Source organism: Saccharopolyspora kobensis (assembly GCF_900108315.1).
Lineage (GTDB): Bacteria > Actinomycetota > Actinomycetes > Mycobacteriales > Pseudonocardiaceae > Saccharopolyspora > Saccharopolyspora kobensis.
Window position 1 is genome coordinate 343,001 of record NZ_FNVB01000004.1, and the last position, 21,835, is coordinate 364,835.

The 21,835-nt window shown below is 71.5% G+C and carries 22 protein-coding genes; 17 read left to right on the forward strand and 5 right to left on the reverse strand.

Translation table 11 applies throughout. The features are described from left to right. Positions 1-83 precede the first annotated feature (83 nt). On the reverse strand, positions 84-611 hold the full coding sequence (locus C4T78_RS14430; RefSeq protein ID WP_093344781.1) for a CGNR zinc finger domain-containing protein: 528 nt from the start codon (positions 609-611) through the stop codon (positions 84-86). 169 nt (positions 612-780) lie between these two features. Here C4T78_RS14430 and C4T78_RS14435 point away from each other — a divergent pair, with 169 nt between their 5' ends. Then, positions 781-2,109, forward strand: coding sequence for an MATE family efflux transporter (locus C4T78_RS14435; protein ID WP_093344783.1), 1,329 nt, complete (start codon positions 781-783; stop codon positions 2,107-2,109). A 9-nt stretch (positions 2,110-2,118) separates the two neighbouring features. Here C4T78_RS14435 and def read toward each other — a convergent pair whose 3' ends face one another. Beyond that, a complete protein-coding gene (gene def / locus C4T78_RS14440) occupies positions 2,119-2,619 on the reverse strand; it encodes a peptide deformylase (protein WP_093344785.1) in 501 nt (166 codons plus the stop codon). A 99-nt stretch (positions 2,620-2,718) separates the two neighbouring features. On the opposite strand from def, the gene truB reads away from it, so the two are divergent. The 10 genes from truB to C4T78_RS14490 all read left to right on the forward strand — a co-directional run bounded on the left by truB (position 2,719) and on the right by C4T78_RS14490 (position 12,707). Beyond that, positions 2,719-3,627, forward strand: coding sequence for a tRNA pseudouridine(55) synthase TruB (gene truB / locus C4T78_RS14445; RefSeq protein ID WP_093344788.1), 909 nt, complete (start codon positions 2,719-2,721; stop codon positions 3,625-3,627). Between the two features lie 117 nt (positions 3,628-3,744). Continuing rightward, positions 3,745-4,374 (forward strand): DUF4232 domain-containing protein, encoded by a 630-nt coding sequence (locus tag C4T78_RS14450; protein WP_093344789.1) that lies wholly within the window; start codon positions 3,745-3,747, stop codon positions 4,372-4,374. A 127-nt stretch (positions 4,375-4,501) separates the two neighbouring features. Beyond that, positions 4,502-5,488 carry a bifunctional riboflavin kinase/FAD synthetase gene (locus tag C4T78_RS14455; protein WP_093348144.1) on the forward strand — a complete coding sequence of 329 codons (987 nt, stop codon included), beginning with the start codon at positions 4,502-4,504 and terminating at the stop codon, positions 5,486-5,488. Between the two features lie 167 nt (positions 5,489-5,655). Then, positions 5,656-6,138, forward strand: coding sequence for a helix-turn-helix domain-containing protein (locus tag C4T78_RS14460; RefSeq protein ID WP_093344792.1), 483 nt, complete (start codon positions 5,656-5,658; stop codon positions 6,136-6,138). 52 nt (positions 6,139-6,190) lie between these two features. Next, on the forward strand, positions 6,191-6,760 hold the full coding sequence (locus tag C4T78_RS14465) for a 2'-5' RNA ligase family protein (protein WP_093344795.1): 570 nt from the start codon (positions 6,191-6,193) through the stop codon (positions 6,758-6,760). A gap of 154 nt (positions 6,761-6,914) precedes the next feature. After that, positions 6,915-7,184, forward strand: a complete 270-nt coding sequence (gene rpsO / locus C4T78_RS14470; protein WP_093146528.1) for a 30S ribosomal protein S15 — start codon at positions 6,915-6,917, stop codon at positions 7,182-7,184. Between the two features lie 245 nt (positions 7,185-7,429). Further along, positions 7,430-9,676 (forward strand): polyribonucleotide nucleotidyltransferase, encoded by a 2,247-nt coding sequence (locus C4T78_RS14475; RefSeq protein ID WP_093344798.1) that lies wholly within the window; start codon positions 7,430-7,432, stop codon positions 9,674-9,676. Between the two features lie 94 nt (positions 9,677-9,770). Next, complete coding sequence (locus C4T78_RS14480) at positions 9,771-11,114, forward strand: M16 family metallopeptidase (protein ID WP_093344801.1); 1,344 nt, start codon at positions 9,771-9,773, stop codon at positions 11,112-11,114. A gap of 365 nt (positions 11,115-11,479) precedes the next feature. Next, a complete protein-coding gene (gene dapB / locus C4T78_RS14485; protein WP_218161407.1) occupies positions 11,480-12,226 on the forward strand; it encodes a 4-hydroxy-tetrahydrodipicolinate reductase in 747 nt (248 codons plus the stop codon). 88 nt (positions 12,227-12,314) lie between these two features. Continuing rightward, positions 12,315-12,707 (forward strand): hypothetical protein, encoded by a 393-nt coding sequence (locus C4T78_RS14490; protein ID WP_374703877.1) that lies wholly within the window; start codon positions 12,315-12,317, stop codon positions 12,705-12,707. Here the strand turns inward: C4T78_RS14490 and C4T78_RS14495 are convergent, their stop codons facing one another. Continuing rightward, positions 12,708-13,439 (reverse strand): TetR/AcrR family transcriptional regulator, encoded by a 732-nt coding sequence (locus C4T78_RS14495; RefSeq protein WP_093344810.1) that lies wholly within the window; start codon positions 13,437-13,439, stop codon positions 12,708-12,710. It lies immediately after the preceding gene. Positions 13,440-13,522: 83 nt separating this feature from the next. Between C4T78_RS14495 and C4T78_RS14500 the strand changes: the two genes are divergently transcribed. The 5 genes from C4T78_RS14500 to C4T78_RS14520 all read left to right on the forward strand — a co-directional run bounded on the left by C4T78_RS14500 (position 13,523) and on the right by C4T78_RS14520 (position 19,022). Then, entirely contained in the window at positions 13,523-14,404 is an 882-nt protein-coding gene (locus tag C4T78_RS14500; RefSeq protein ID WP_093344812.1) for an NmrA family NAD(P)-binding protein, read from the forward strand. A gap of 511 nt (positions 14,405-14,915) precedes the next feature. Then, positions 14,916-16,739 (forward strand): selenium-binding family protein, encoded by a 1,824-nt coding sequence (locus tag C4T78_RS14505; protein ID WP_235862942.1) that lies wholly within the window; start codon positions 14,916-14,918, stop codon positions 16,737-16,739. A 133-nt stretch (positions 16,740-16,872) separates the two neighbouring features. Beyond that, entirely contained in the window at positions 16,873-18,531 is a 1,659-nt protein-coding gene (locus C4T78_RS14510) for a hypothetical protein (RefSeq protein ID WP_093348147.1), read from the forward strand. 48 nt (positions 18,532-18,579) lie between these two features. Beyond that, complete coding sequence (locus C4T78_RS14515; protein ID WP_093344818.1) at positions 18,580-18,771, forward strand: hypothetical protein; 192 nt, start codon at positions 18,580-18,582, stop codon at positions 18,769-18,771. 14 nt (positions 18,772-18,785) lie between these two features. After that, positions 18,786-19,022, forward strand: a complete 237-nt coding sequence (locus C4T78_RS14520; RefSeq protein WP_093344821.1) for a hypothetical protein — start codon at positions 18,786-18,788, stop codon at positions 19,020-19,022. Positions 19,023-19,126: 104 nt separating this feature from the next. Here the strand turns inward: C4T78_RS14520 and C4T78_RS14525 are convergent, their stop codons facing one another. Together C4T78_RS14525 and C4T78_RS14530 are read right to left on the reverse strand one after the other, a co-directional pair. Then, on the reverse strand, positions 19,127-19,615 hold the full coding sequence (locus tag C4T78_RS14525; RefSeq protein ID WP_093344824.1) for a VTT domain-containing protein: 489 nt from the start codon (positions 19,613-19,615) through the stop codon (positions 19,127-19,129). Positions 19,616-19,821: 206 nt separating this feature from the next. Beyond that, entirely contained in the window at positions 19,822-20,385 is a 564-nt protein-coding gene (locus C4T78_RS14530; RefSeq protein WP_093344825.1) for a GNAT family N-acetyltransferase, read from the reverse strand. A gap of 231 nt (positions 20,386-20,616) precedes the next feature. Here C4T78_RS14530 and C4T78_RS14535 point away from each other — a divergent pair, with 231 nt between their 5' ends. Next, entirely contained in the window at positions 20,617-21,825 is a 1,209-nt protein-coding gene (locus C4T78_RS14535) for a winged helix-turn-helix domain-containing protein (RefSeq protein WP_177247338.1), read from the forward strand. Positions 21,826-21,835: the final 10 nt, after the last annotated feature.

The following is a 21,835-nucleotide window of genomic DNA, read 5'->3' on the forward strand; positions in this document are numbered from 1 at the left end:
CAATTGAAATTGGACGTCTGATTTCAATTGAAATTGCGTGATGTTGAGGGCTCGGCCGGTGCGCCGGGTGTTGGAGGCGTCGGTCATTCGCGGCGGCGGGCGCGGAAGGCCGCGACGTGCATGCGGTTCGCGCAGCGCGGTGAGCAGAAGCGCTTGGCCTGGTTGGTCGAGGTGTCCAGGTAGTAGGTGTCGCAGCCGTCGGCCTGGCAGCGGCCCCAGCGGTCGGTCCCGTGGTGGACGACGCCCTGCGCGAGGCCCCAGGCCGCCGCTGCCGCGACCTCGTCGACAGCCGGGGCGTCCGGCCCCGCGACGTGGACGTGCCAGTTCGGGTTGCCGTTGCGGCCGCCGTGGCCGGAGAGCCGCGGGCGCGGCGGATGCGCCGAGAGCAGCGCGTTGATCTCCGCGAGCACGGTTCGGCCGTCGCCGCCGACCATGGCGTCGAGCGCCCGGCGCAGGCCGTCGGCGACCGTGCGCAGCACCGGCAGGTCCGCTTCGCCGAGTCGATCGGCCCACCAGGGTTCGTCGTGGACCGCGGCGCGCACCGCGTCGAGGCTGCTCAGATCGGCGTTGGCGATCCGGAGAGCCACGGCGACGTAATCAGCGTTGTCCATCTGCGGTCCTTACCGTAGCCTGTGCTGTCAGGGGCGAAACCCTCTTTCGCAGCTTAGCTCGCGCGGATCGGCTGCCGTTCTCGCGCGACATCACCACCCGGCAGGCGTGGCGCGACGGTTTCGCGCGACACCGCCCACCGACCAGAGCAGGCAACGACCTGGAGGAAGTGTGTCCGAACCAGGGGAGCGCATCGCACCGCGCAAGGTGTTCGCGCTCGCTGTTCCGGCGCTCGGCGTGCTCGCCGCCGAGCCGCTGTACGTGCTCGTCGACACCGCGGTGGTCGGCCACCTGGGCGCGGTCCCGCTGGCCGGTCTGGCGCTGGGCGGCACGCTGTTCACGCTCATCTCCAGCCAGCTGACGTTCCTGAGCTACGGCACCACGGCGCGCACCGCGCGACTGCACGGGGCGGGCCGTCGCAAGGACGCGGTGGCCGAAGGCGTCCAAGCCACCTGGCTGGGCGTCGCCGTCGGCGTCGCGCTCATGCTGCTGGCCCAGCTGGTGGCGGTCCCGGTCGCCGAGCTGCTCGCCGGGCCGGGGCCGATCGCCGACGCCGCCGCGGTCTGGCTGCGCATCGCGCTGTGCGGCGCTCCGCTGGTGCTGATCACGATGGCGGGCAACGGCTGGATGCGCGGCGTGCAGGACACCGCTCGCCCGCTGCGGTACGTGCTGATCGGCAACGGCGTGTCGGCCGTGCTGTGCCCGCTGTTCGTCTACCCCTTCGGCTGGGGGCTGGAGGGTTCGGCGGTCGCGAACCTGGTCGGCCAGACCATCGCCGCATCGCTGTTCATCCGGGCGCTCGTCGTGGAGGGCGTGTCGCTGAAGCCGCAGCCGGCTCTGATGCGCGCCCAGCTCGGCCTCGGCCGTGACCTGGTGCTGCGCACGCTGGCCTTCCAGGTGTGCTTCCTGTCGGCGACGTCGGTGGCGGCCCGTACCGGTGCTGACGCCGCTGCGGCCCACCAGGTCGTCTGGCAGCTCTGGGCGTTCCTGGCGCTGGTGCTGGACTCGCTGGCGATCGCCGCGCAGTCGCTGGTCGGAGCGGCGCTGGGCGCGGGCTCGGCGTCGCGCGCCCAGGGCATCGCCAGGCAGATCACCTGGTACGGCCTGGTGTTCGGGATCGTGCTCGGCGTGCTGTTCGCCGCGCTCGCCGTGCCGCTGCCCTCGGTGTTCACCTCCGACGCCGCCGTGCTGGCGGAGGTGCCGCACGCCTGGTGGTTCTTCGTCCTCCTGCAGCCGATCGCCGGTGTCGTGTTCGCGCTCGACGGCGTCTTCCTCGGCGCCGGGGACGCGGCCTACCTGCGCACCGCGACGCTGCTGAGCGCCTTCATCGGCTACCTGCCGCTGATCTGGCTGTCGCTGGCCTTCGACTGGGGGCTCGCGGGCATCTGGACCGGCCTGTCGATGTTCATGGTCCTGCGCCTGGTGACGCTGCTGCTGCGCGCCCGCTCCGGCCGCTGGGCGGTCACCGGGGCGACCAGGACGCAGCCCACCACGGCGTGAGCCGCCGCCTCACTGCTGCCAGAACCAGTCCTGCTCGCGGACCTGGCGGAAGGCCTCGCGGCGGGTTTGCGGGTCGAGGCGCTGGATGTAGACCTTGCCGTCGAGGTGGTCGGTCTCGTGCTGGAGGCAGCGCGCCATCAGGCCGCTGCCCGAGACGGTGACCGGCTCGTTGTCGGCGTCGACGCCGCGCACCACCGCGTGCTGGGCGCGGCGGGTGTCGAATCCGAGGCCGGGCAGCGACAGGCAGGCCTCGTAGCCGTCCTGCGTCTTCTCGGAGAGTTCCACCAGCTCCGGGTTGATCACGTAGCCGATCTCGCCGTCCACGTTGTAGCTGAACGCCCGCACGCCGATGCCGATCTGCGGCGCGGCCACCCCGGCGTGACCGGGCGCGTCGACGGTGTCCAGCAGGTCCGCCACGATGGTGCGCAGCCGCTGGTCGAACTCCGTGACCGGCTCGGCCGCCATGCGCAGGATCGGATCGCCGAATCGCCGGATCTGTCGGAACGCCACGTCAACCTCCTAGTCCGGGATCAAGCCTAGATCGTCGCGCCCGCGCTCGTCCGACCCCTCGCGGTGATCGTCGCGCGAGGTCGGGAATGATGGTGCGTCGTGTCCGAGCACTCCCGAAAAGCACGCCCCACCGTTCCGCCCGGCCTGCTCGTGGTCGACAAGCCGGCGGGGATGACCTCGCACGACGTCGTCTCGCGGGTCCGCCGCATCATGGGCACCCGCAAGGTCGGCCACGCCGGGACCCTGGACCCGATGGCCACCGGCGTGCTGGTGCTGGGCCTGGAGCGGGCCACCAAGCTGCTCGGCCACCTCGCCCTGGACACCAAGTCCTACCTGGCCACCATCCGGCTGGGCGCGACGACCAGCACCGACGACGCCGAGGGCGAAGTGCTGTCCGAAGTGGACGCCTCCGCCGTCGACGAGTCGGCGGTCCGCGCCGGGATCGCCGAGCTCACCGGCGAGATCGAGCAGGTGCCCAGCGCGGTCAGCGCGGTGAAGATCAACGGGCGCCGGGCCTACGAGCTGGTGCGCAGCGGCGAGGAGGTCGAGCTGGCGGCGCGGCCGGTGACCGTTTCCCGCTTCGACGTGCTCGGCTTGCGCCGCACCGAGCGCACCACCGAGCTCGACGTGCTGGTCGAGTGCTCGTCCGGCACCTACGTGCGGGCGCTGGCCCGCGACCTGGGCGCCGGCCTCGGCGTCGGCGGTCACCTGGGCGAGCTCCGCCGCACCCGGGTCGGCCCGTTCGGGCTGGCCACCGCGCGGACCCTGGAGCAGCTGGAGGCGGAGCCGGGGCTGTCGATGGGCCTCGACGAGGCGGTGGCGACGGCCTTCCCGCGCCGCGACGTCGACGCCACCCTCGCCCGCGCCCTCTCGCACGGCCAGCTGGTGCCCGCCGCGGGCGTCGAGGGCACCTACGGGATGTTCGACCCGGACGGCCGCGCGGTGGCGCTGGTCCGCGACCGCGGCCGGACCGCCAAGCCGGTGCTGGTGATCATCCCGGCGAATTGACCGGAATCCCTTGATTCGCACGTATTTTCGGTGACCCGCGCCACACTTCTGGAACTTGCGACGGTCCGAGCCGTCCCACGACCGAGTCCGAACGAACGACGAGGGAGTGGTAGCAGCATGCGCAAGCGAGTAGTCGGGGCGACCGTCGTGCTGGCGGCGGGTTTGGCGCTGAGCGGATGCGCGGCGGGCTCGGGGCAGTCGCCCGCGAGCCCGGAACCGCAGATCAACGGGCAGTCGGTCGAGGCGGGCGAGCAGGCCACGACCGGCGAGCAGACCGAGGACTCGGGCGACAACGGGCGCTCGGACGAGGACCGGCCCTGCACCGGGCGGGACCTCACCGCGCAGTACCAGTCCGGGGAGGCGAGCCCGACGGGCGGCGAGGGAACGCTGCTGGTGACGAAGAAGGACGCGAGCGACCCCTGCGTGCTGGACCGGTACCCGGACCTCCGGGTGCTCGACGAGAACGGCCGGCCGCTGGCGACGACCGTCCAGCACACCCTCGAACCCGCACCGTCCCGCGTGCCGATGCCGGGCCCGGCATACGACCAGGCGGTCCTGTCGCTGAAGTGGACCGCTGCGGAGGGCTGCGGGTCGATCCCGAGCGAGCTCGCGCTGAACCTGGTCGGCTCGGACGACTGGGCCGACGCGGTGCAGGTCGCGGTGAACACCGGTGAGCAGGACGTGCTCGGTTCGCTCTGCGCCGGTTCCACCGTGGACATCTCGGCCTTCGGCGCAGGCGTCAGCTGACCGCCCGGGGTCGTGAGTGCGCAACGGTGTTCCGACACGCTTTCGCACTCACGACCTCGTGCTGTGAGTCGCAGCACGGGCCATGGCTTCCCAACGTTCTCCCGGTGGCGCAGTAGGCTGCGTGGTCGTGCAGCGATGGCGTGGTTTGGAGCAGCTTCCCGGCGGCTGGGGACGGTGCGTGGTCACCATCGGTGTCTTCGACGGCGTGCACCGCGGGCACCAGCAACTCATCTCGCACGCGGTGCGGCAGGCGCGACGGCGCGGCGTGCCCTGCGTGCTGATGACCTTCGACCCGCACCCGTCGGAGGTGGTGCGGCCGGGCAGCCACCCGGCGCAGCTCACCACGCTGCGGCGGCGCGCGGAACTGGTCGAGCAGCTCGGCGTGGACGTGTTCTGCGTGCTGCCCTTCACCCGCGAGGTCTCCCGCATCCCGGCCGAGGAGTTCGTGCACGCCATCCTGGTCGAGAAGCTGCACGCCGCCGAGATCGTGGTGGGCGAGAACTTCACCTTCGGGCACAAGGCCGCGGGCAACATCGAGCTGCTGGCCAAGCTGGGGGAGCGGTTCGGCTTCGACGTCGAGTCCGACGCGCTGGTGTCCGGCCCGGTGCGGCGGGCCGACGATCCGGCGGGCGCCTCGGTGACGTTCTCCTCGACCTACATCCGCTCGTGCATAGACGCCGGTGACGTGGCCGCCGCGGCCTCCGCGCTCGGCCGAGACCACCGCCTGGAGGGCATCGTGGTGCGCGGGGCGGGGCGCGGCGGCAAGGAGCTCGGCTTCCCCACCGCGAACCTGTCCACCCCGCCGCACGCGGCGATCCCGGCCGACGGCGTCTACGCCTGCTGGTTCACGCACCGCCACCGCGGCTCCCGCGATCCCGGGCGCACGCTGCCCGCCGCGGTCTCGGTGGGCAGCAACCCGACGTTCTCCGGCACCGAGCGCACCGTCGAGGCCTACGTGCTCGACATCGACGCCGACTTCTACGGCGAGCACGTGGACCTGGACTTCGTGCAGCGACTGCGCGCGATGGAGCGCTTCGACAGCGTGGACGCGCTGATCGAGCAGATGCACCAGGACGTCGCCGAGACCCGGCGCATCCTGGCCGTGGACGGGTGACACCCGGCATGTCGACTCCCCGGATGGAGCAATCCCGGCAGCCGAGCGGCTCAAGACGCCCTGGGCAGGTTTCCGATTCGCGCTCACATCTGGCCGATGACCTGGCAGTATTCAGAGCCGGAACGGCCAGGCGTGATCGGGTCGGTGCCGAGATCGGGGGAGCGAAGGTGGCGGAGAGCAGCAGCGTTCAGCGGAACCTGGCCCTGCAGCGGCAGTGGTACGGCGAACCGCTGGGCGACCGGGTGCGCCGCCTGGTCGTTGCCTTCCGCATCTCGCAGGCCCAGCTCGCCGACGTGCTCGGCATCAGCGCGCCGATGCTCAGCCAGGTGATGAGCGGCCGTCGCGCCAAGATCGGCAACCCGCAGGTGCTGGCCCGGCTGGTGATGCTGGAGCGCAAGGTGCTCATCCCCGGTGTCGCCGCCGGTGAGCCCGATGCGATCAAGCAGGCGCTGGAGGACGTCCGCCAGTCCCAGCCGTCGGTGGGGCGCGACAACCTGCCCGTCAAGCACGCGGCGAACGGCGAGGAAGCGGCCTGGCCGATCTTGCGCGAGGTCGCGAAGCCGAACGAGCTGGAGGCCGCGGCGTCGATCCTCGAAGGCCGCTACCCGGGCCTGGCGGGCCTGCTGCGACGCGCCGCCAACGGCGACTGAGCCCGCCGAGTGCGATGGTCGTAGGACCACCATCGCCAGGAAGGGGCGTCGGATGCGCCTGTTCACCGCGTTGTGGCCGTCGGAGGCGGCGCTGCGCCACCTGACCTCCGCTGTCGACCGGCTCGATCGCGACCGGCTGGCCGCGGCGACGGCCGGGTTGCGGAAGTTCCGGATCAGCGGGTCCGAGCGCTGGCACCTGACGCTGTGCTTCCACGGCGACGACGCCGATCTCGACGACGTCACCGAGCGGCTGGAGAGCCGGGTCGCGCGGTTGCTGGCCACCGACCTCGCGCCGCCGCGGCTGCGGCTGGCGGGCAGCGGGACGTTCCGCGGTGTGCTGTGGATCGGCGTCGAGCCGGAGACCGCCGAGGACGACCGCGCGCTGCGGGAGCTGGTGCGCGCGGCCGGCGGCGATCCGCACGGTTACCGGGCGCACCTGACCATCGCCCGCTGGGTGGCCGGGCGGGCCGCCCGAGAGCTGCTGACCGGCCTGTTCACCGGCTACGCCGGGCCCTGGTGGCAGCCGCGCGAACTGACCGTGGTGCGCAGTGACCTGCGGGAAAGCGGCCCGGAGTACCGCATCGCGCACCGGGTCGGGGTGACGCGCGCGTCATCGGGTTGACCCGGTAGGAGCAGTGCTCCCTGATATCCTGACCGGTGGAGCGGCTGCAGTCCGTGGTGGCCGGCTCCGGGCAGGTGTTCGATTCGAGCACCGGGCCCGTCCCGGCCGGGTCGGCCGGGTGCAAGCTGACACGGGACATCGAAGGAGTCAACTCGTGGCGTTGTCCACTGCAGAGAAGAAGCAGATCCTGGCCGAGTACGGCCTCAAGGACGGCGACACCGGTTCGCCGGAGGCCCAGGTGGCCCTGCTGACCAAGCGGATCACCGGGCTCACCGAGCACCTCAAGCAGCACAAGCACGACCACCACTCGCGTCGTGGCCTGCTGCTGATGGTCGGTCGTCGCCGCCGCCTGCTCAACTACCTGACCAAGGTGGACATCGAGCGCTACCGTTCGCTGATCAAGCGTCTCGGCCTGCGCCGTTGACCAACGCCGAGGGGAGTGGCCGCCGGGCCGCTCCCCTCGGTGCATGACCGGCGCTTCGGCGCCGTGGCAACTATGAAGAGCGCTCACGGTGGTACGCACCGGGCAGGCGTCCGCCGGTCCTCGGTAGTGGCTGCCGGGCAAGTCGTCCGAACGGACGTTCCCGGGGGCTTCGATCGATGGCCGGCCTCGTCGGACCACGACCCGGATGCACCTGCCGTGGGCCTCGTGAGGACAGAGGAGTCATCTTGACCGAACCCCAGATCGACGAGGGTGTGTACGAAGCGACCGCGGTGCTGGACAACGGCGCCTTCGGCACCCGCACCGTCCGCTTCGAGACCGGACGGCTGGCCAAGCAGGCCGCGGGCAGCGTCGTCGCCTACCTCGACGACGAGACCATGCTGCTGTCGGCCACCACGGCGTCCAAGCAGCCGAAGGAGCACTTCGACTTCTTCCCGCTGACCGTCGACGTCGAGGAGCGGATGTACGCCGCGGGCCGCATCCCCGGCTCGTTCTTCCGCCGCGAGGGCCGCCCGTCCACGGACGCGATCCTGACCTGCCGGCTGATCGACCGGCCGCTGCGCCCGTCCTTCGTGGACGGCCTGCGCAACGAGATCCAGGTCGTCGTCACCGTGATGAGCCTGGCGCCGGGCGACCTGTACGACGTGCTGGCGATCAACGCCGCGTCGGCGTCCACGCAGGCCTCCGGCCTGCCGTTCTCCGGCCCGATCGGCGGCACCCGGATGGCGCTGATCGACGGCCAGTGGGTCGCGTTCCCGACCCACGAGCAGCTGGAGCGGGCCGTGTTCGACATGGTCGTCGCGGGCCGCATCGTCGGCGACGACGTGGCGATCATGATGGTCGAGGCCGAGGCCACCGAGAAGACGATCTCGCTGGTCGCCGAGGGCGCCCAGGCCCCGACCGAAGAGGTCGTGGCCGCCGGCCTGGAGGCCGCCAAGCCGTTCATCCGGACCCTGTGCCACGCGCAGCAGCAGCTGGCGCAGGCGGCGGGCAAGGCCGCCCAGGAGTTCCCGGTGTTCCCGGCCTACGCCGAGGACGCCTTCACCGCCGTCGAGCAGGCCGTCTCCACCGAGCTGGCCGAGGCGCTGAAGATCGGCGGCAAGCAGGAGCGCGAATCCCGGCTCGACGAGATCAAGGCGTCGGTGCTGGAGAAGGTCGCCACCGGTGAGGGCGAGCAGTTCGAGGGCCGGGAGAAGGAGCTCGGCGCCGCGTTCCGCTCGCTGACCAAGAAGCTGGTGCGGCAGCGGATCATCCGCGACCAGGTCCGCATCGACGGCCGCGGGCTGACCGACATCCGCAGCCTGTCCGCCGAGGTCGGCGTGATCCCGCGGGCGCACGGCTCGGCGCTGTTCGAGCGCGGCGAGACCCAGATCCTGGGTGTGTCCACGCTGAACATGCTGCGCCTGGAGCAGACCATCGACTCGTTGTCCCCGGAGACGACGAAGCGGTACATGCACCACTACAACTTCCCGCCCTACTCGACCGGTGAGACCGGCCGGGTCGGCAGCCCGAAGCGGCGCGAGATCGGCCACGGTGCGCTCGCCGAGCGCGCGCTGATGCCGGTGCTGCCCACGCGCGAGGAGTTCCCGTACGCCATCCGGCAGGTCTCCGAGGCGCTGGGCTCCAACGGTTCCACCTCGATGGGCTCGGTCTGCGCCTCGACGCTGTCCCTGCTCAACGCGGGTGTGCCGCTGAAGGCCCCGGTGGCGGGCATCGCGATGGGTCTGGTCTCCGACGAGATCGACGGCAAGACCCACTACGTGGCGCTGACCGACATCCTCGGTGCCGAGGACGCCTTCGGCGACATGGACTTCAAGGTCGCCGGCACGAAGGACTTCGTGACCGCCCTGCAGCTGGACACCAAGCTGGACGGCATCCCGTCCGAGGTGCTGGCCCAGGCGCTCGGCCAGGCCCGCGACGCCCGGTTCACCATCCTCGAGGTGATGGCCGAGGCGATCGGCAAGCCCGACGAGATGAGCCCGCACGCCCCGCGCGTGACCTCCATCAGCATCCCGGTGGACAAGATCGGCGAGGTCATCGGCCCGAAGGGCAAGATGATCAACTCGATCACCGAGGAGACCGGCGCGGAGATCACCATCGAGGACGACGGCACCATCTACGTCGGCGCCGCCGACGGCCCGTCCGCGGAGGCCGCGATCGACAAGATCAACGCCATCGCCAACCCGCAGCTGCCGAAGGTCGGCGAGCGCTTCCTGGGCACCGTGGTCAAGACCGCGGCGTTCGGCGCGTTCGTCTCGCTGCTGCCGGGCAAGGACGGCCTGGTGCACATCTCCAAGCTGGGCAACGGCAAGCGCATCGGCAAGGTCGAGGACGTGGTGAACGTCGGCGACAAGCTGCGCGTGGAGATCGCCGACATCGACAGCCGCGGCAAGATCAGCCTGGTGCTGGTCAACGACGAGGACGAGAAGTCCGAGGCCCCCGCCGAGCCGGAGGCCGAGAAGTCGGAGCAGTGATCTGCGACTGATCCTCGATGCGGCCCGTCCCGGTACTTCCGGGGCGGGCCGTATCGTCATGGGTGCACAGCCCGCCCGACCTTTCCGTGGGGACATGAAGCAGCAGAAGAAGAACGTCGGTGGCCACCTGCAACGTCCCGGGACCACCCGGGTGCTCGGGCGCAGCGGGGACGCCGCAGTCCGGCGCACCGTGCTCCCCGGCGGGCTGCGGGTGGTGACCGAACCGGTGCCCGGCGTCCGCTCGGCGTCGGTCGGGATCTGGGTCGGGGTGGGCTCGCGCGACGAGGGCAAACCGCAGGCCGGCGCCGCGCACTACCTCGAACACCTGCTGTTCAAGGGCACCGCGAAGCGCACCGCGGTGGACATCGCGCAGGAGATCGACGGCGTCGGCGGCGAGCTCAACGCCTTCACCGCCAAGGAGTACACCTGCTACTACGCGCACGTGCTCGACCGCGACCTGCCGATGGCCGTGGACATGCTGTGCGACGTGGTCTTCGACGCGGTGAACGCGAAGGCCGACGTGGACGTCGAGCGCAGCGTGGTGCTCGAGGAGATCGCGATGCGCGACGACGACGCCGAGGACCTGCTGCACGAGCTGTTCAACTCGGCGGTGCTGGGCGACCACCCGCTGGGCAGATCGGTCCTGGGCACCGAGGACTCGATCACCGCGATGACGCGGGCGCGGGTGCACGGCTTCTACCGCAGTCGCTACTCCATGCCGAAGATGGTGGTGGCCGCGGCGGGCAACGTCGAGCACGGCCGGGTGCTGCGCCTGATCCGCAAGGCCATCGGCGACCGCCTGACCGGCGACGAGCTGCCCGCGCCGCCGCGCACCGGGCGAGCCCGGTTGCCGCAGCAGAAGCGCCTGGTGCTGCAGCCGGACGACACCGAGCAGGCCCACCTGCTGCTGGGCTGCCGCAGCTTCGACCGCTACGACGAGCGCCGGTTCGCGCTCGGGGTGCTCAACGCCGCGCTCGGCGGTGGCATGAGCTCGCGGCTGTTCCAGGAGGTCCGCGAGCGGCGCGGGCTGGCCTACTCGGTCTACTCCTCGACCACCGCGTACTCCGATGCCGGCACCTTCTCGGTGTACGCGGGCTGCACGCCCGACCGGCTCGGCGAGGTCGCGACGGTGATCCGCGGGGTGCTCGCGGGCGTCGCCGCGGACGGCCTGACCGAGGAAGAGGTGGAGCGCGGCCGCGGTCAGCTGCGCGGCGGCCTGGTGCTCGGCCTGGAGGACAGCGCGTCCCGGATGAGCCGCATCGGCAAGACCGAGCTGAACTACGGCCGCCACTTCACGGTCGAGCAGACGCTGGAGCGCATCGACGCGGTCACCGCCGAGGACGTGGCCGAGCTCGCTGCGGAACTGCTCCGCCGTCCCCTCACCACCGCGGTCGTCGGCCCCTACGACTCGCTCGAAGACCTCCCGGACGGCATCTGACCTCCGCGGGTGCTCCCCGGCCGGGTCGGCGCAATTTCAATGGAAATCACGTCTTCGATTTCAATTGAATTTGCGTGGATCGGTGCGCCGGCGTCCGGCGCGCCGCGGATTGCGCGCGATTTCAATGGAAATTGGACGTGTGATTTCAATTGAAATCGCGTGGATTCCGACGCGCCGTCGGTGTGTCGGCGTGCGGGTGGGATCGGGATCTCCACGGGATCCGGGTGGTGGTTGTCGGAGTCCGGGCCGGTCGGTCCGGGGTGGTGGGAACTGTGGTGGAGCCCTCCGGGGTGCGTCCGATCCAGGCCGGGAACGGTGCATAGACTCGGGGGAGTCTCGGCATCGGGTGGAGAGGTAGTCGTCACGTGAGCATCAAGGTCGGTGTGCTGGGCGCCCGCGGGAGGATGGGATCCGAGGCGGTGCGCGCCGTCGGCGAGGCCTCCGACACCGAGCTGGTCGCCGCCATCAACCGCGAGGACGACCTGTCGGGCCTGGTCTCGGCAGGTGCGCAGGTCGCCGTCGACCTCACCCACCCCGACGCGGTGCTGGACAACGTCCGGTTCTGCGTCGAGCACGGCATCCACGTCGTCGTGGGCACCAGCGGTCTCGGCGCCGCGGAGCTGGAGCAGATCCGGTCCTGGCTGGCCGAGCGCCCCGAGGTCGGCGTGCTCGTCGCGCCGAACTTCGCCATCGGCGCGGTGCTGTCCATGCGGTTCGCCGAGCTGGCGGCGAAGTTCTTCGAATCCGTCGAGATCGTCGAGCTGCACCACCCGAAGAAGGCCGACGCCCCGTCCGGGACCGCCGCCCGCACCGCGCAGGTGATCGCCCAGGCGCGCGCGGAAGCCGGGCTCGGCGAGGCGCCGGATGCCACGACCAAGGAGCTCGACGGCGCTCGTGGCGCGGACGTCGACGGTGTGCGCGTGCACTCGGTCCGGATGACCGGTCTGGTGGCCAGCCAGGAGGTGCTGTTCGGCACCGAGGGCGAGACGCTGACGATCCGGCACGACTCCTTCGACCGCCGCTCGTTCATGCCGGGCGTGCTGCTGTCGGTCCGCGAGGTCGGCACCCGGCCCGGCCTGACCGTCGGGCTCGACGCGCTGCTGGGGATCTGACTTGTCCGAGTCGAAGCAGCGCCGGTTCCTGACGCCGCGGACCTCCGCGTTCGTGGTGGCGGCCGCACTGCTGGTCTACCTCGTGATCATGGGCCAGCGCGCCGTCACGATGATCGTCAGCGGTCAGCCGGTGTTCATCGCGCTGGGGCTGGCGATCTTCGTGCTGCCGGTGCTCGGCGCGGTGCTCGTGGCCGACCAGCTGCGCTTCGGCGCGAGCACCGAGCGGCTGGCCCGGCGGCTGCACGACGAGGGCGCGCTGCCGGACGTCTCGCACCTGCCGCTGCGGCCGTCCGGTCGCGTCGAGCGGGAAGCCGCGGACGCGTGGTTCGACGAGAAGCAGGCCGAGCTCGAAGCCGACCCGGCGGACTGGCGGCGCTGGTTCGCCCTGGCGCAGGCCTACGACCTCGCCGGTGACCGCAACCGGGGCCGCAAGGCGATGCGCCGCGCGATCGAGATGGAACGCCAGGACCGGCCGAGCTGATCAGCCGGAGGCACGCCGGCGGCGGGCGCGTTGCCGGCAGGTCGCACCGCAGTAGCGCGCCGGCCGCCCGGTGGGCCGGATGTCCAGCCGGGCGCCGCACTCCGCGCAGCGCTCCCCGGTTCCGTGACGCCGCCGCGCGGATGTGTCACGAAACGATCCGTCTTCCGTGACGGTGCGCAGCCCGTCCAGCATCAGCCGCACCAGCCGTGCGCTCCGCGCCCGGTTCGGGTGCGCCGAGCGCAGCGCGGCACCACCGATGATGATCGCGGCCAGATCATCGGCCCGAACCTCGTCGCGCACCGCCCCCGCCTGCTTCGCGTTGCGCAGCAAGCGATCCAGCGCCTCGTCGAACTTCTCCGTCGCCGCGGTGAACACGGCCCGCGGCCAGCTCCGGTCAGCGGCGAACGCATCGCAGAAGTGCCTGCGCTCAGCCGATTTCCCGATCGCTTCGAGCAGGAAGCCGAACAGCGCGTCACCGGGCTCGGCGCGGTCGGCCCACTGCTCCGCCGCCGCCACCTGCTCCGCGACGTGCTCGGCGAGCACCGCTTCTACCAGCACTTCCTTGCTGGGGAAGTGCCGGTAGACCGTTCCGGCCCCGACCCCGGCGCGCCGCGCCACCTGGCCGAGCGACACCTCCAGTCCGCCCTCGGTGAAGGCCCGCATCGCCGCGCGCAGCACGACCTCCCGGTTGCGCCGGGCATCGGCACGTTCGGCGCCGGGAACTGCTGGCATGTCACGCAATCCTTGTCCGCCGGGTGGAAGCGGGTCGACCATTCCGGATCGTGCCAGTATCCAACACTTCCGGAACGGACGTCATGAACACCTCACCGATCCTGGTCACCGGCGCCACCGGCCAGCAGGGCAGCGCCACCGCGCGCCGCCTGCTGGCCGATGGCCGACCGGTGCGAGCCCTGGTCCGCGACGCGACCGCCCCGGCCGCCGCGGCGCTGGCCGCTGCCGGTGCCCAGCTCGCGGTCGGCGACTTCGACGAGCCGGAGAGCCTGCCGCCCGCTCTCGACGGCGTCGCAGCCGTTTTCGCCATCCCGCCGCTCCAGACGGCCTTGGGCAAGACCGACCTCGAGGAAACCCGCGTCCGGACGCTGATCGACGCGGTGGTCGGGGCGGGCGTCGAGCAGGTCGTGCTCAGCACGGTGGCCACGGCGTCGATCGAATTCCCCGGCGCAGCCGCGAAAGCGAGGATCGAGCGGTACCTGCGCGACCGGGTCGCGATGCCCACCGTGCTGCGGCCCGTCCGGTTCATGACCAACTACTTCATCCCGGCGGAGGTCGGCATCGACGGCATCTCGGGCGGCGTGCACCGGCACCTGTTCCCGCCCCACGAGCCGATGCAGATCATCGCCCTCGCGGACATCGCCGAGTTCGCCGCACTCGCGTTCGCCGACCCGGCCCGGTTCGCCGGGCGAACGCTGGAACTGGCAGGCGACCAGCCGACCCCGGTGGAGGCCGCCGCTGCGATCACCGCCGCCACCGGCATCCCGGTCCGGTACGAGCAGCTCACCGACGAGGAAGCCGCCGCGGTCGGCCCGGGAATCGCCGAGACCAAGGAGAGCTGGGCGGCGGGCAACCGCTGGCACGCCGACATCGAAGCGCTGCGCGTGATCCACCCCGGACTGCGCACCTTCACCGACTGGCTCGCCGAATCCGGCGCCGCAGCGCTCCGGGAACACCTCAGCTGAGCAAAGCTCGTGAGCGCGGAACCGCATTCCGCGCTCACGAGCGTTTTTCTCTTCTGCGGCGCCGAAATACCGACCCGGTGTTAAATCCACGACCTCTTTTCGGGTGAATGCCGTCGAGTGCGGCGCATTCGTCGGTGACGGACAGGTCCGATCTCAGCAAGTGGTTGGTCGTTGACACCCGGTCGCGGTGTGCCGATCATTCCTGCCATGTCGAGGTTCGGCACTCTCGTCGCTCGCCTGCACGTCGATCTCGTGCAGCAGGCCAGCGCGCTCTGTCGCGTGCGTTAAGTCCCCGCCACCACTGCGCGGCAATTCGAATTCGCCACCGCGGTCGCGCAGCCGGGCCATGCGTTCCCGGTCCACGGCAGGACTAGGAGAACGAAGCGCTCTTGGCCGCGCGTCGAGAGCTCGGCAGCTAATCGCCCGATTCCCCGTCGTGCGGCCCTGTTCCGGCCGCACGGCTGTTCCGGCACGCCCGAATCAGGGCCACACACCGATTCTCGGAGCATTGATGAAGAGCAGATACCGAAGACTGTCCACCGGTTTGGGCGCCGCACTGCTGGCCGTCGGCGCGGTCACGCTGCCGGTGCAGGACGCTTACGCCGACGTCGAAGTGTCCACCCACTCGATCAAGGGCGCCGACGGCAAGGACTACACGGTCACCAACCACCTGGTGACCAGCGCGCTGGAGAAGTCCCGGTCCGACGGCAAGCGCAAGGAATGGCTGCTGGTGTGGGCCGGTGACGAGAACATCGCCGACACCGCCGTGCCGAAGGTCCGCGACCTGCCCGGATCGCTCACCGGTGGCATCGGCGACGTCGCGGATTCGCTGCCCGGCCCGGACTTCCTCGCGGTCATCGACGCCACCCCGGGATCTCCCGGGTACGGCGAGGTCGTCAACACCATCACCGTCGGGCCGCTGGTGGAGAACGAGCCGCACCACATGCAGTACGTCTGGCACAAGGGCGACACGATCTACGCCGGTGCGCTCTTCGGCGCGGCGACCTACGCCTTCGACGTCACCGCACTGCCGTCGGTGAAGCTGAAGGGCATTAGCCTGCCGTCGCAGACGCTCGGCGGTTCGGTGCCCGACGCGTACTGGGTGCTCAAGGACGGCACCGCGTACGCGACCTACATGGGCGGGCCCGTCGCGCCCGGCCCGTACCGCTACGACGACGGTTCGGTGCACATCGGCAACGGCTTCGCCGGCAGCCCCGGTGAAGTGGTCCGGTTCGACGAGAACGCCAAGGTGCTCTCGCAGTCACCGGCCGCGACGCCGGGCGGCGACAACGAGAAGCTGTGCGCCAACCTGCCGCGGCTCGGCCAGCCGACCTGCGCCAACCCGCACGGCATCCAGGCCCGCGAAGACCTGAACACGCTGGTCACCGCGGACTACGTGGAGCCGCGCAACATCATCCTGGACCCGGTGAAGGCGCCGTCGCCGTACCTGCGGCGACCGACCGTGCGGACCTGGGACATCTCCGACCGCAACCACCCGAAGCTCAAGGCGGTGTCCTACCTGCCCGACGGCCCGCGCGCCGACCCGAACGACCCGCTGCACCAGGAGAGCCGCGCGGTCATGGAGACGACCGTGACCAACCTGCCCGGTCACAAGGGCGCTTTCGCGCAGACCATGCAGGGCGGTGCGGTGTTCTACACGCCGGACATCACCGCCGCCGAACCGCAGTGGCGGCAGGTGTTCGACGACGGCACCGCGGCACCGGGCTTCGACGCGGCCAACGACCGCAACGGCGGGAGCTCCAACGGCGGCTGGATCCAGACCAGCCCGGACGACCGCTTCCTGTACCGCGCGATCCAGGGCCGCCAGCCCGGCACCTTCGGCGCCGACGACCCCGGAACCACCGGCGGCGTCTACGTGCTGGACATCTCGAAGCTGGTCGCGGCGGGCACCGACTACCGGTGCTCGATCGACACCAAGCAGGAAGCCGAGCACGGTGGCGCCGAGGCGGACTGCCCGACCCTGGCGGGGGCGACGCCGATCAACCCCGGCCAGCCCGGCGCGGGACCGCACTGGGGCGCCTACGACAACTTCGTGCTCGACGACGACGGCTACTACCGCGAGACCCAGCAGCCGCGGCGGCTCGCGGTGTCGAACTACTTCGTCGCCCGCTCCGGACTGGACGGTGACCACAAGGTCAACCTCGTGCACCTGGGGCCGGACGGGAAGGTCTCGCTCGACGAGGACTTCCGCGACGAGGTCACCGGCGAGGTGGGCGTGAACTTCAACCGGAAGACCTGGCCGCACGGCCAGTTCGGCAACGCCAAACCGCACTCGGAGCTGTTCGTGGTCGCCGACGAGGACCTCAAGGGCTGATCGCGAACCCGCCGCGCGGCGCTGCCGGTCGCGCGGCGGGCCCGCTGAACCGCGTCGGTGGCGCCGTCTCCGCACGCCCGGCGCCACCGGCGCGGATCCCTGAACCTCCGAACACGAGAAAGCGGTGGAGCACATGCATTCCCACCTCGCGGCGTCCGAAGTGGACCTGCTGGGACTGGTGCTGCGAGTGGTGCTGCTGACCAGCACCGCACTGGTGGCGGGCATCGGCCTGCTGCGCCCGGCGGTCGCAGTGCGGCCCCGGCTCGCCTGGGGCGCGGCGGCGCTCGCCGCCGCGGCCAGCGCGAGCTCCGCCGTGGTGCTCGACATCGACATCGGCTTCGCCGTCGCGCACGCGCTGCTCGCGCTCGCGGTGCCGGCCTCGCTGCGCTGGCGGACGGCGGCCACCTACCTGGGTTTCGCGCTGGCCCTGCTGCTCATCGCCGAGGCCGCGCTGGAGCACGCTTCGTTCGAGTTCTTCCTCGACACGGTCTTCGCCGCCGTCGCGGTGGTCTGGTTCGGCATCGCCGCGGGGGAGTGGCGATCCGGCAGCGGACTGCGCCCCGGGCCGGTGGCGTTGACCGCCGCGATCGCGCTGGCGGGAGCGGGGACGGCGCAGCTGCTGGCGTCCGGTTTCCTCGACCGACGCCTGGTGGAGAGCGCGCACGGCGCGACGATGCTCGTCCTTGCCGTCGCCGCCCTCGCGGTGCTGGTGCTGACCGTCGTGCTCCGCGATGTGCGGCAGCGCTACCGGTTCGGCGCGGCGGGCGTGCTGGTCGCGACCGTCGCGTGGACGGCTCTGCCAGGACTTCCGCCACCGGCCGACCTGCCCGTGCCCGGAGTGCCCCGGGTGGTGACCGCGGCCGGAACGTCGGTGCTGGTCAGCCCGCACCGACCGGGGCGGAACCTGGTGCACTTCCCGGAGAGTGCCGGGCTGGAAGTGGTGGTGGAGACCGCTGCCGGACTCGCCCGCGCGGTGCCCCGCCCGGGGAGCTCCGGGACCTGGGCGGAGATCGACCTGCCTGCTGGCCGCAGCGATCTGCTCGTGCGGCGGGGCGCTGAAGAAGCGTCGGTGGATCTCGACGCGGGTGAACTGCCCGCGCTGCCCGACGCAGTGGGGCCGGACGGCGCTGAATGCGCCAGCGCCGCCTTGGGCGGATTCGCCGCCGGATCACCGGGCGTCCTCGACCGCTGCCCGTCCGCCGAACTGTCCGAAGAGGATGGTGAAGCGCTGGGGAAGCTGGTCGGATACCTCGCCGAAGTCCCGGTCCCGTCGATCAACGTGGTCGGCGACGACTCACCTCGCGGACGCGCCGCCACCGAGCTGGTGACCGCTGCGGCCCAGCAGCGCGGCATTCCGCTCCGCGAGGACCGGGAGGGTGCGCTGCTCGTGGTGTCCGGCTGGTCCCGTGCGGCCGAAGCGCTCGACGACGCCAACCGCGGCACGAGCTACCTCTACGGCGTGCAGCTGGCTCCCTGGCTGCTGCACGGCCCGGTGGTGAACAAGGTCCCCGGCGTCTCGATACCGCTCCGGTTCGACCCGCGCGACCAGCGCTCGCTGGCCTACGGCATGACCCTCGCCGCGCGCTTCGGCGGCGAACCGCCCTCGCTCGCCGGGTTCCGCCGCTGGCTCGCGGCCCGCGGCGAGCACGTCACCGGCGCGGTCTCCGTCTACGCGTCGGCCCAGGTCGACGTCATGCAGATGCCCACCCACCAGCACGGCAGCACCGCGGCGGGCCAGTGGATCCCGAAGGGAACCATCGTCGCCATCTCCGGCCCGCTCGGCAACGGCTGACCGAACCCGGCCGGACCACCAGGAACCGGCCAGACAGAAGGAGGAACCATGTCCGCAACCATCCGCAGGCTCGCCGCGGTCGCCGCCACCGCGATCACCGCCTGCCTGCTCACCGGCGGCGTCGCGACCGCCGAGCCGATCTGGGTGCTCCCCGGCGTCGACCTGGGCTCCCTGCTCGAACCGTCGGTTCAGCTGCCCACCCAGCTGCTCGCACCGGTCTTCGACGTCCTGAACCCGTGATCGGAGGAACCACCATGACCAAGCGGAACACCGGCCGCGCCCTCACCGCCGCTGTGCTCACCGGCGCCGCGCTGCTCAGCGCCGCCCCGGCGGCGCTCGCCGAGGCGCCCCGCCAGGACGGCGTCGCCGTCGTCGACGAACCGGACACCAGCGAGCTGAACAACAAGTGGACCTTCGCGCCGCTGGGCGTGCCGGTCTTCGGACTGATCGACTCCCTCAGCGGGGTGCCGAAGAGGCTGGGGCTGATCTGACCCCGCTCACCGGGCCCGGCGCATCCCGTCGCGGGCACGGTCCGGCCCGGACCGGCTCGACCTCGGGCGCCGCCGGGCCCGGTGCCGGCGCATGCCGGGCGGCGTCACAACCAGGCGACGATCACGCCCGGGGCGATGGCCAGGGCGCCGAACCGGACGAAGCGCCCGATGAAACCGGTGATCACGAACGTGGACAGCGGCACCTTCGCCCAGCCGGCGATCACCGCCACCGCCGCGAACGGCGGCAGGCTCGCCGTGGCGCTGACCAGCAGGACCGCGCCGGTCCACACCGGACGCCGCTGGCAGTTCGCGCGGAACCGCTCCAGCCACTCGCGCCATCGCCCGCCCTTCTCGCCCGTGTTCTTGCGGCGGAAGAACTTCGGCAGCCGGATCACCCCGCGCGCCGCGTAGAAGTGCAGCAGCTTCCCGCCGATCTGGCCGGTGGCGATCACCACCGCCAGCAGCCACCACGGGATCTCCGGGCCGTTGAGCACCAGGCCGATGGCGAACAGCTCGACGCTGATCAGCGGGAGCAGCGCGGACGCCACCGACACCCCGAAGGCGGTGGACAGCAATCCGATGACGGTCAGCACGTTCGCCCCCAGCGCGTTCAGACCAGCTGACGGAAGGCTAGCAATTCGAGCACGTGCTGCTCAGCGAGCCCGCTCCGGCCGAAATCCGCGCGACAGCTGCAGGTCGTGCGCGTGCGGAGCCTGCGCCTTCCCGGATGCGGTGCGTCGGTCATCGCGGCTTCGGCCACCAATCGGGGTGAAAGGTTCAGTCGAGCGGAAGAGCGCGTTCACGAAGTCTTGAACTGGAGTTCCAGCGAACCCGACAACCGCAGCTCCCGCAGCGGGCGCCCACCGGCGTCCAGCGTCCGCACCGTACCGTCCGGGGCCCATCCCGCGCTGCGGAAGAAGGCCATCGACGCGGTATCCGCCTCCGGCACCCACACGACGCCCCGGGTGGCACCGGTCGCGGCCAATCGCTGCGCCATCTCGCCCAGCAACCGCCCGCCGTGCCCGCGCCGCCCCCAGCGCGGCTCCACCAGGAGCGCGCTGACCAGGACCACGGTGCTCGCGTCGGGCGGCATCGAGCCGTTGGCCGCCGCGATCTCCGGTTCCGGCGCCGGGCCGGCGGCGCAGAAACCCACCACCCAGGAGCCCTCGGTCGCCACCAGCACGGTGACCGGCCCCTCGGTCAACGCCTGCTGCCACTCCTGCTCGGCGGCGGCGGAGTCCAAGCCGTCCAGCACCTCGGCGGGCAGCAGCTCGGTGTACGCGGTCCGCCAGGTGGTCAACTGGATCCGCGCGACCTCCACGGCATCGGACGGCACCGCTTCCCGCACTTCGGCATCAGCCATGCGGTCAATCTAGAGGTTGCTGCGGTCGCTGTGCGTGGCGGATCGGACACCAGATGGTGGAGAACGCCCGCGCTGCTGGACAACGCCGGTGAACCGGCTGTGACGGTCGCCGGCTCGTCGAGCGGGCGGGATCGACTCGCGCTCAACGCAGCGTGCGCGTTCCGGCACTGCGCGGTGCGACCCGCCGTCGGGCTGTCGGGCCTCGCTGGCACCATCGGGCAGGTGCAGACCATGAGCCGCGACACCGCTCGCCGAGTTGCTTTGGCCGCCCAGGGATTCGCCGACCAGCCGCCGCGCGGCGACGTGACCCGGCGGCACCTCCTGCGCACGTTGTCCCGGACCAAGCTGCTGCAGCTCGACTCCGTCAACGTCGCCGTCCGCGCCCACTACATGCCGCTGTTCAGCCGGCTGGGCGCCTACGCTCCCGAACTGGTCGACACCGCGGCCTGGTCGCACCGGGCGCGGCAACCCCGGCTGCTGGTCGAGTACTGGGCGCACGAAGCCTCGCTCATCCCCATCGAGGACTGGGCGCTGCTGCGCTGGCGGATGCGGGAGTACGGCGGGGCGTGGCGGCGGCGCAGCCGGGAGCTCCTCGAACGCTCACCGGAGCTCGTCAACGACGTGCTGGCCGCGGTCAAGGACCTCGGCCCGATCGGTGCGGGCGCGCTGGAGCGCGAGCTCGGTGGCGGCGAGCGCCAAGGCCGCGGCCCGTGGTGGAACCGCACCGACACCAAGCGCGTCTGCGAGCTGCTGTTCGCGATGGGCGAGCTGACCACCGGAACCCGACGCGGCTTCGAACGCCTCTACGACCTGCCCGAGCGGGTGCTGCCCGCTCACGTCCTCGGCCACGAACCGGAGGACGACGAGGCGATCCGGGCGCTGGTGGAGCGGTCCGCGCACGCGCTCGGCGTGGCCACCGAACCCGATCTCCGGGACTACTACCGGCTTTCCCCGTCCCAGTCCCAGCAGGCGGTGGCCCAGCTGGTCGAGGAAGGCGTGCTCGAACCCGTCTCGGTGAACGGCTGGCGGCAGCCCGCCTACCGGCACTCCGCGGCGCGGATTCCGCGCAAGGTGACCGGCCGGGCGCTGCTGTGCCCCTTCGACCCGCTGATCTGGGAGCGTTCGCGCGCGGAGCGGTTGTTCGACTTCCACTACCGCATCGAGATCTACGTTCCCGAACCCAAGCGGAAGTACGGCTACTACGTCTTCCCCTTCCTCCTCAACGGTGAACTGGTGGCCCGCGTCGACCTGAAGGCGGACCGCGCCGCAGGCGTGCTGCGGGTGCCCGGCGCGTTCGCCGAACCGGGCTCCGACCTGGGCGAGGTCGTCCCGGAACTGGCGGCCGCACTGCGCGACATGGCGTCCTGGCTGGGCCTCGACGACGTCGTCATCGGCGACCGGGGGGATCTCGCCAAGCCCCTCCGCGCGGTCACCCGCTGAACTTCGGCCG

What these genes read in the sequence shown, in the direction of transcription:
- C4T78_RS14505 (WP_235862942.1), top strand. Translation starts at nt 14,916, where the DNA reads ATGAAGAGCAGATACCGAAGACTGTCCACCGGTTTGGGCGCCGCACTG.
- C4T78_RS14490 (WP_374703877.1), top strand. Translation starts at nt 12,315, where the DNA reads ATGGGCCAGCGCGCCGTCACGATGATCGTCAGCGGTCAGCCGGTGTTC.
- C4T78_RS14450 (WP_093344789.1), top strand. Translation starts at nt 3,745, where the DNA reads ATGCGCAAGCGAGTAGTCGGGGCGACCGTCGTGCTGGCGGCGGGTTTG.
- C4T78_RS14530 (WP_093344825.1), bottom strand. Translation starts at nt 20,385, where the DNA reads ATGGCTGATGCCGAAGTGCGGGAAGCGGTGCCGTCCGATGCCGTGGAG.
- C4T78_RS14515 (WP_093344818.1), top strand. Translation starts at nt 18,580, where the DNA reads ATGTCCGCAACCATCCGCAGGCTCGCCGCGGTCGCCGCCACCGCGATC.
- C4T78_RS14535 (WP_177247338.1), top strand. Translation starts at nt 20,617, where the DNA reads ATGAGCCGCGACACCGCTCGCCGAGTTGCTTTGGCCGCCCAGGGATTC.
- C4T78_RS14500 (WP_093344812.1), top strand. Translation starts at nt 13,523, where the DNA reads ATGAACACCTCACCGATCCTGGTCACCGGCGCCACCGGCCAGCAGGGC.
- C4T78_RS14520 (WP_093344821.1), top strand. Translation starts at nt 18,786, where the DNA reads ATGACCAAGCGGAACACCGGCCGCGCCCTCACCGCCGCTGTGCTCACC.
- C4T78_RS14495 (WP_093344810.1), bottom strand. Translation starts at nt 13,439, where the DNA reads ATGCCAGCAGTTCCCGGCGCCGAACGTGCCGATGCCCGGCGCAACCGG.
- C4T78_RS14480 (WP_093344801.1), top strand. Translation starts at nt 9,771, where the DNA reads ATGAAGCAGCAGAAGAAGAACGTCGGTGGCCACCTGCAACGTCCCGGG.
- C4T78_RS14430 (WP_093344781.1), bottom strand. Translation starts at nt 611, where the DNA reads ATGGACAACGCTGATTACGTCGCCGTGGCTCTCCGGATCGCCAACGCC.
- C4T78_RS14465 (WP_093344795.1), top strand. Translation starts at nt 6,191, where the DNA reads ATGCGCCTGTTCACCGCGTTGTGGCCGTCGGAGGCGGCGCTGCGCCAC.
- C4T78_RS14510 (WP_093348147.1), top strand. Translation starts at nt 16,873, where the DNA reads ATGCATTCCCACCTCGCGGCGTCCGAAGTGGACCTGCTGGGACTGGTG.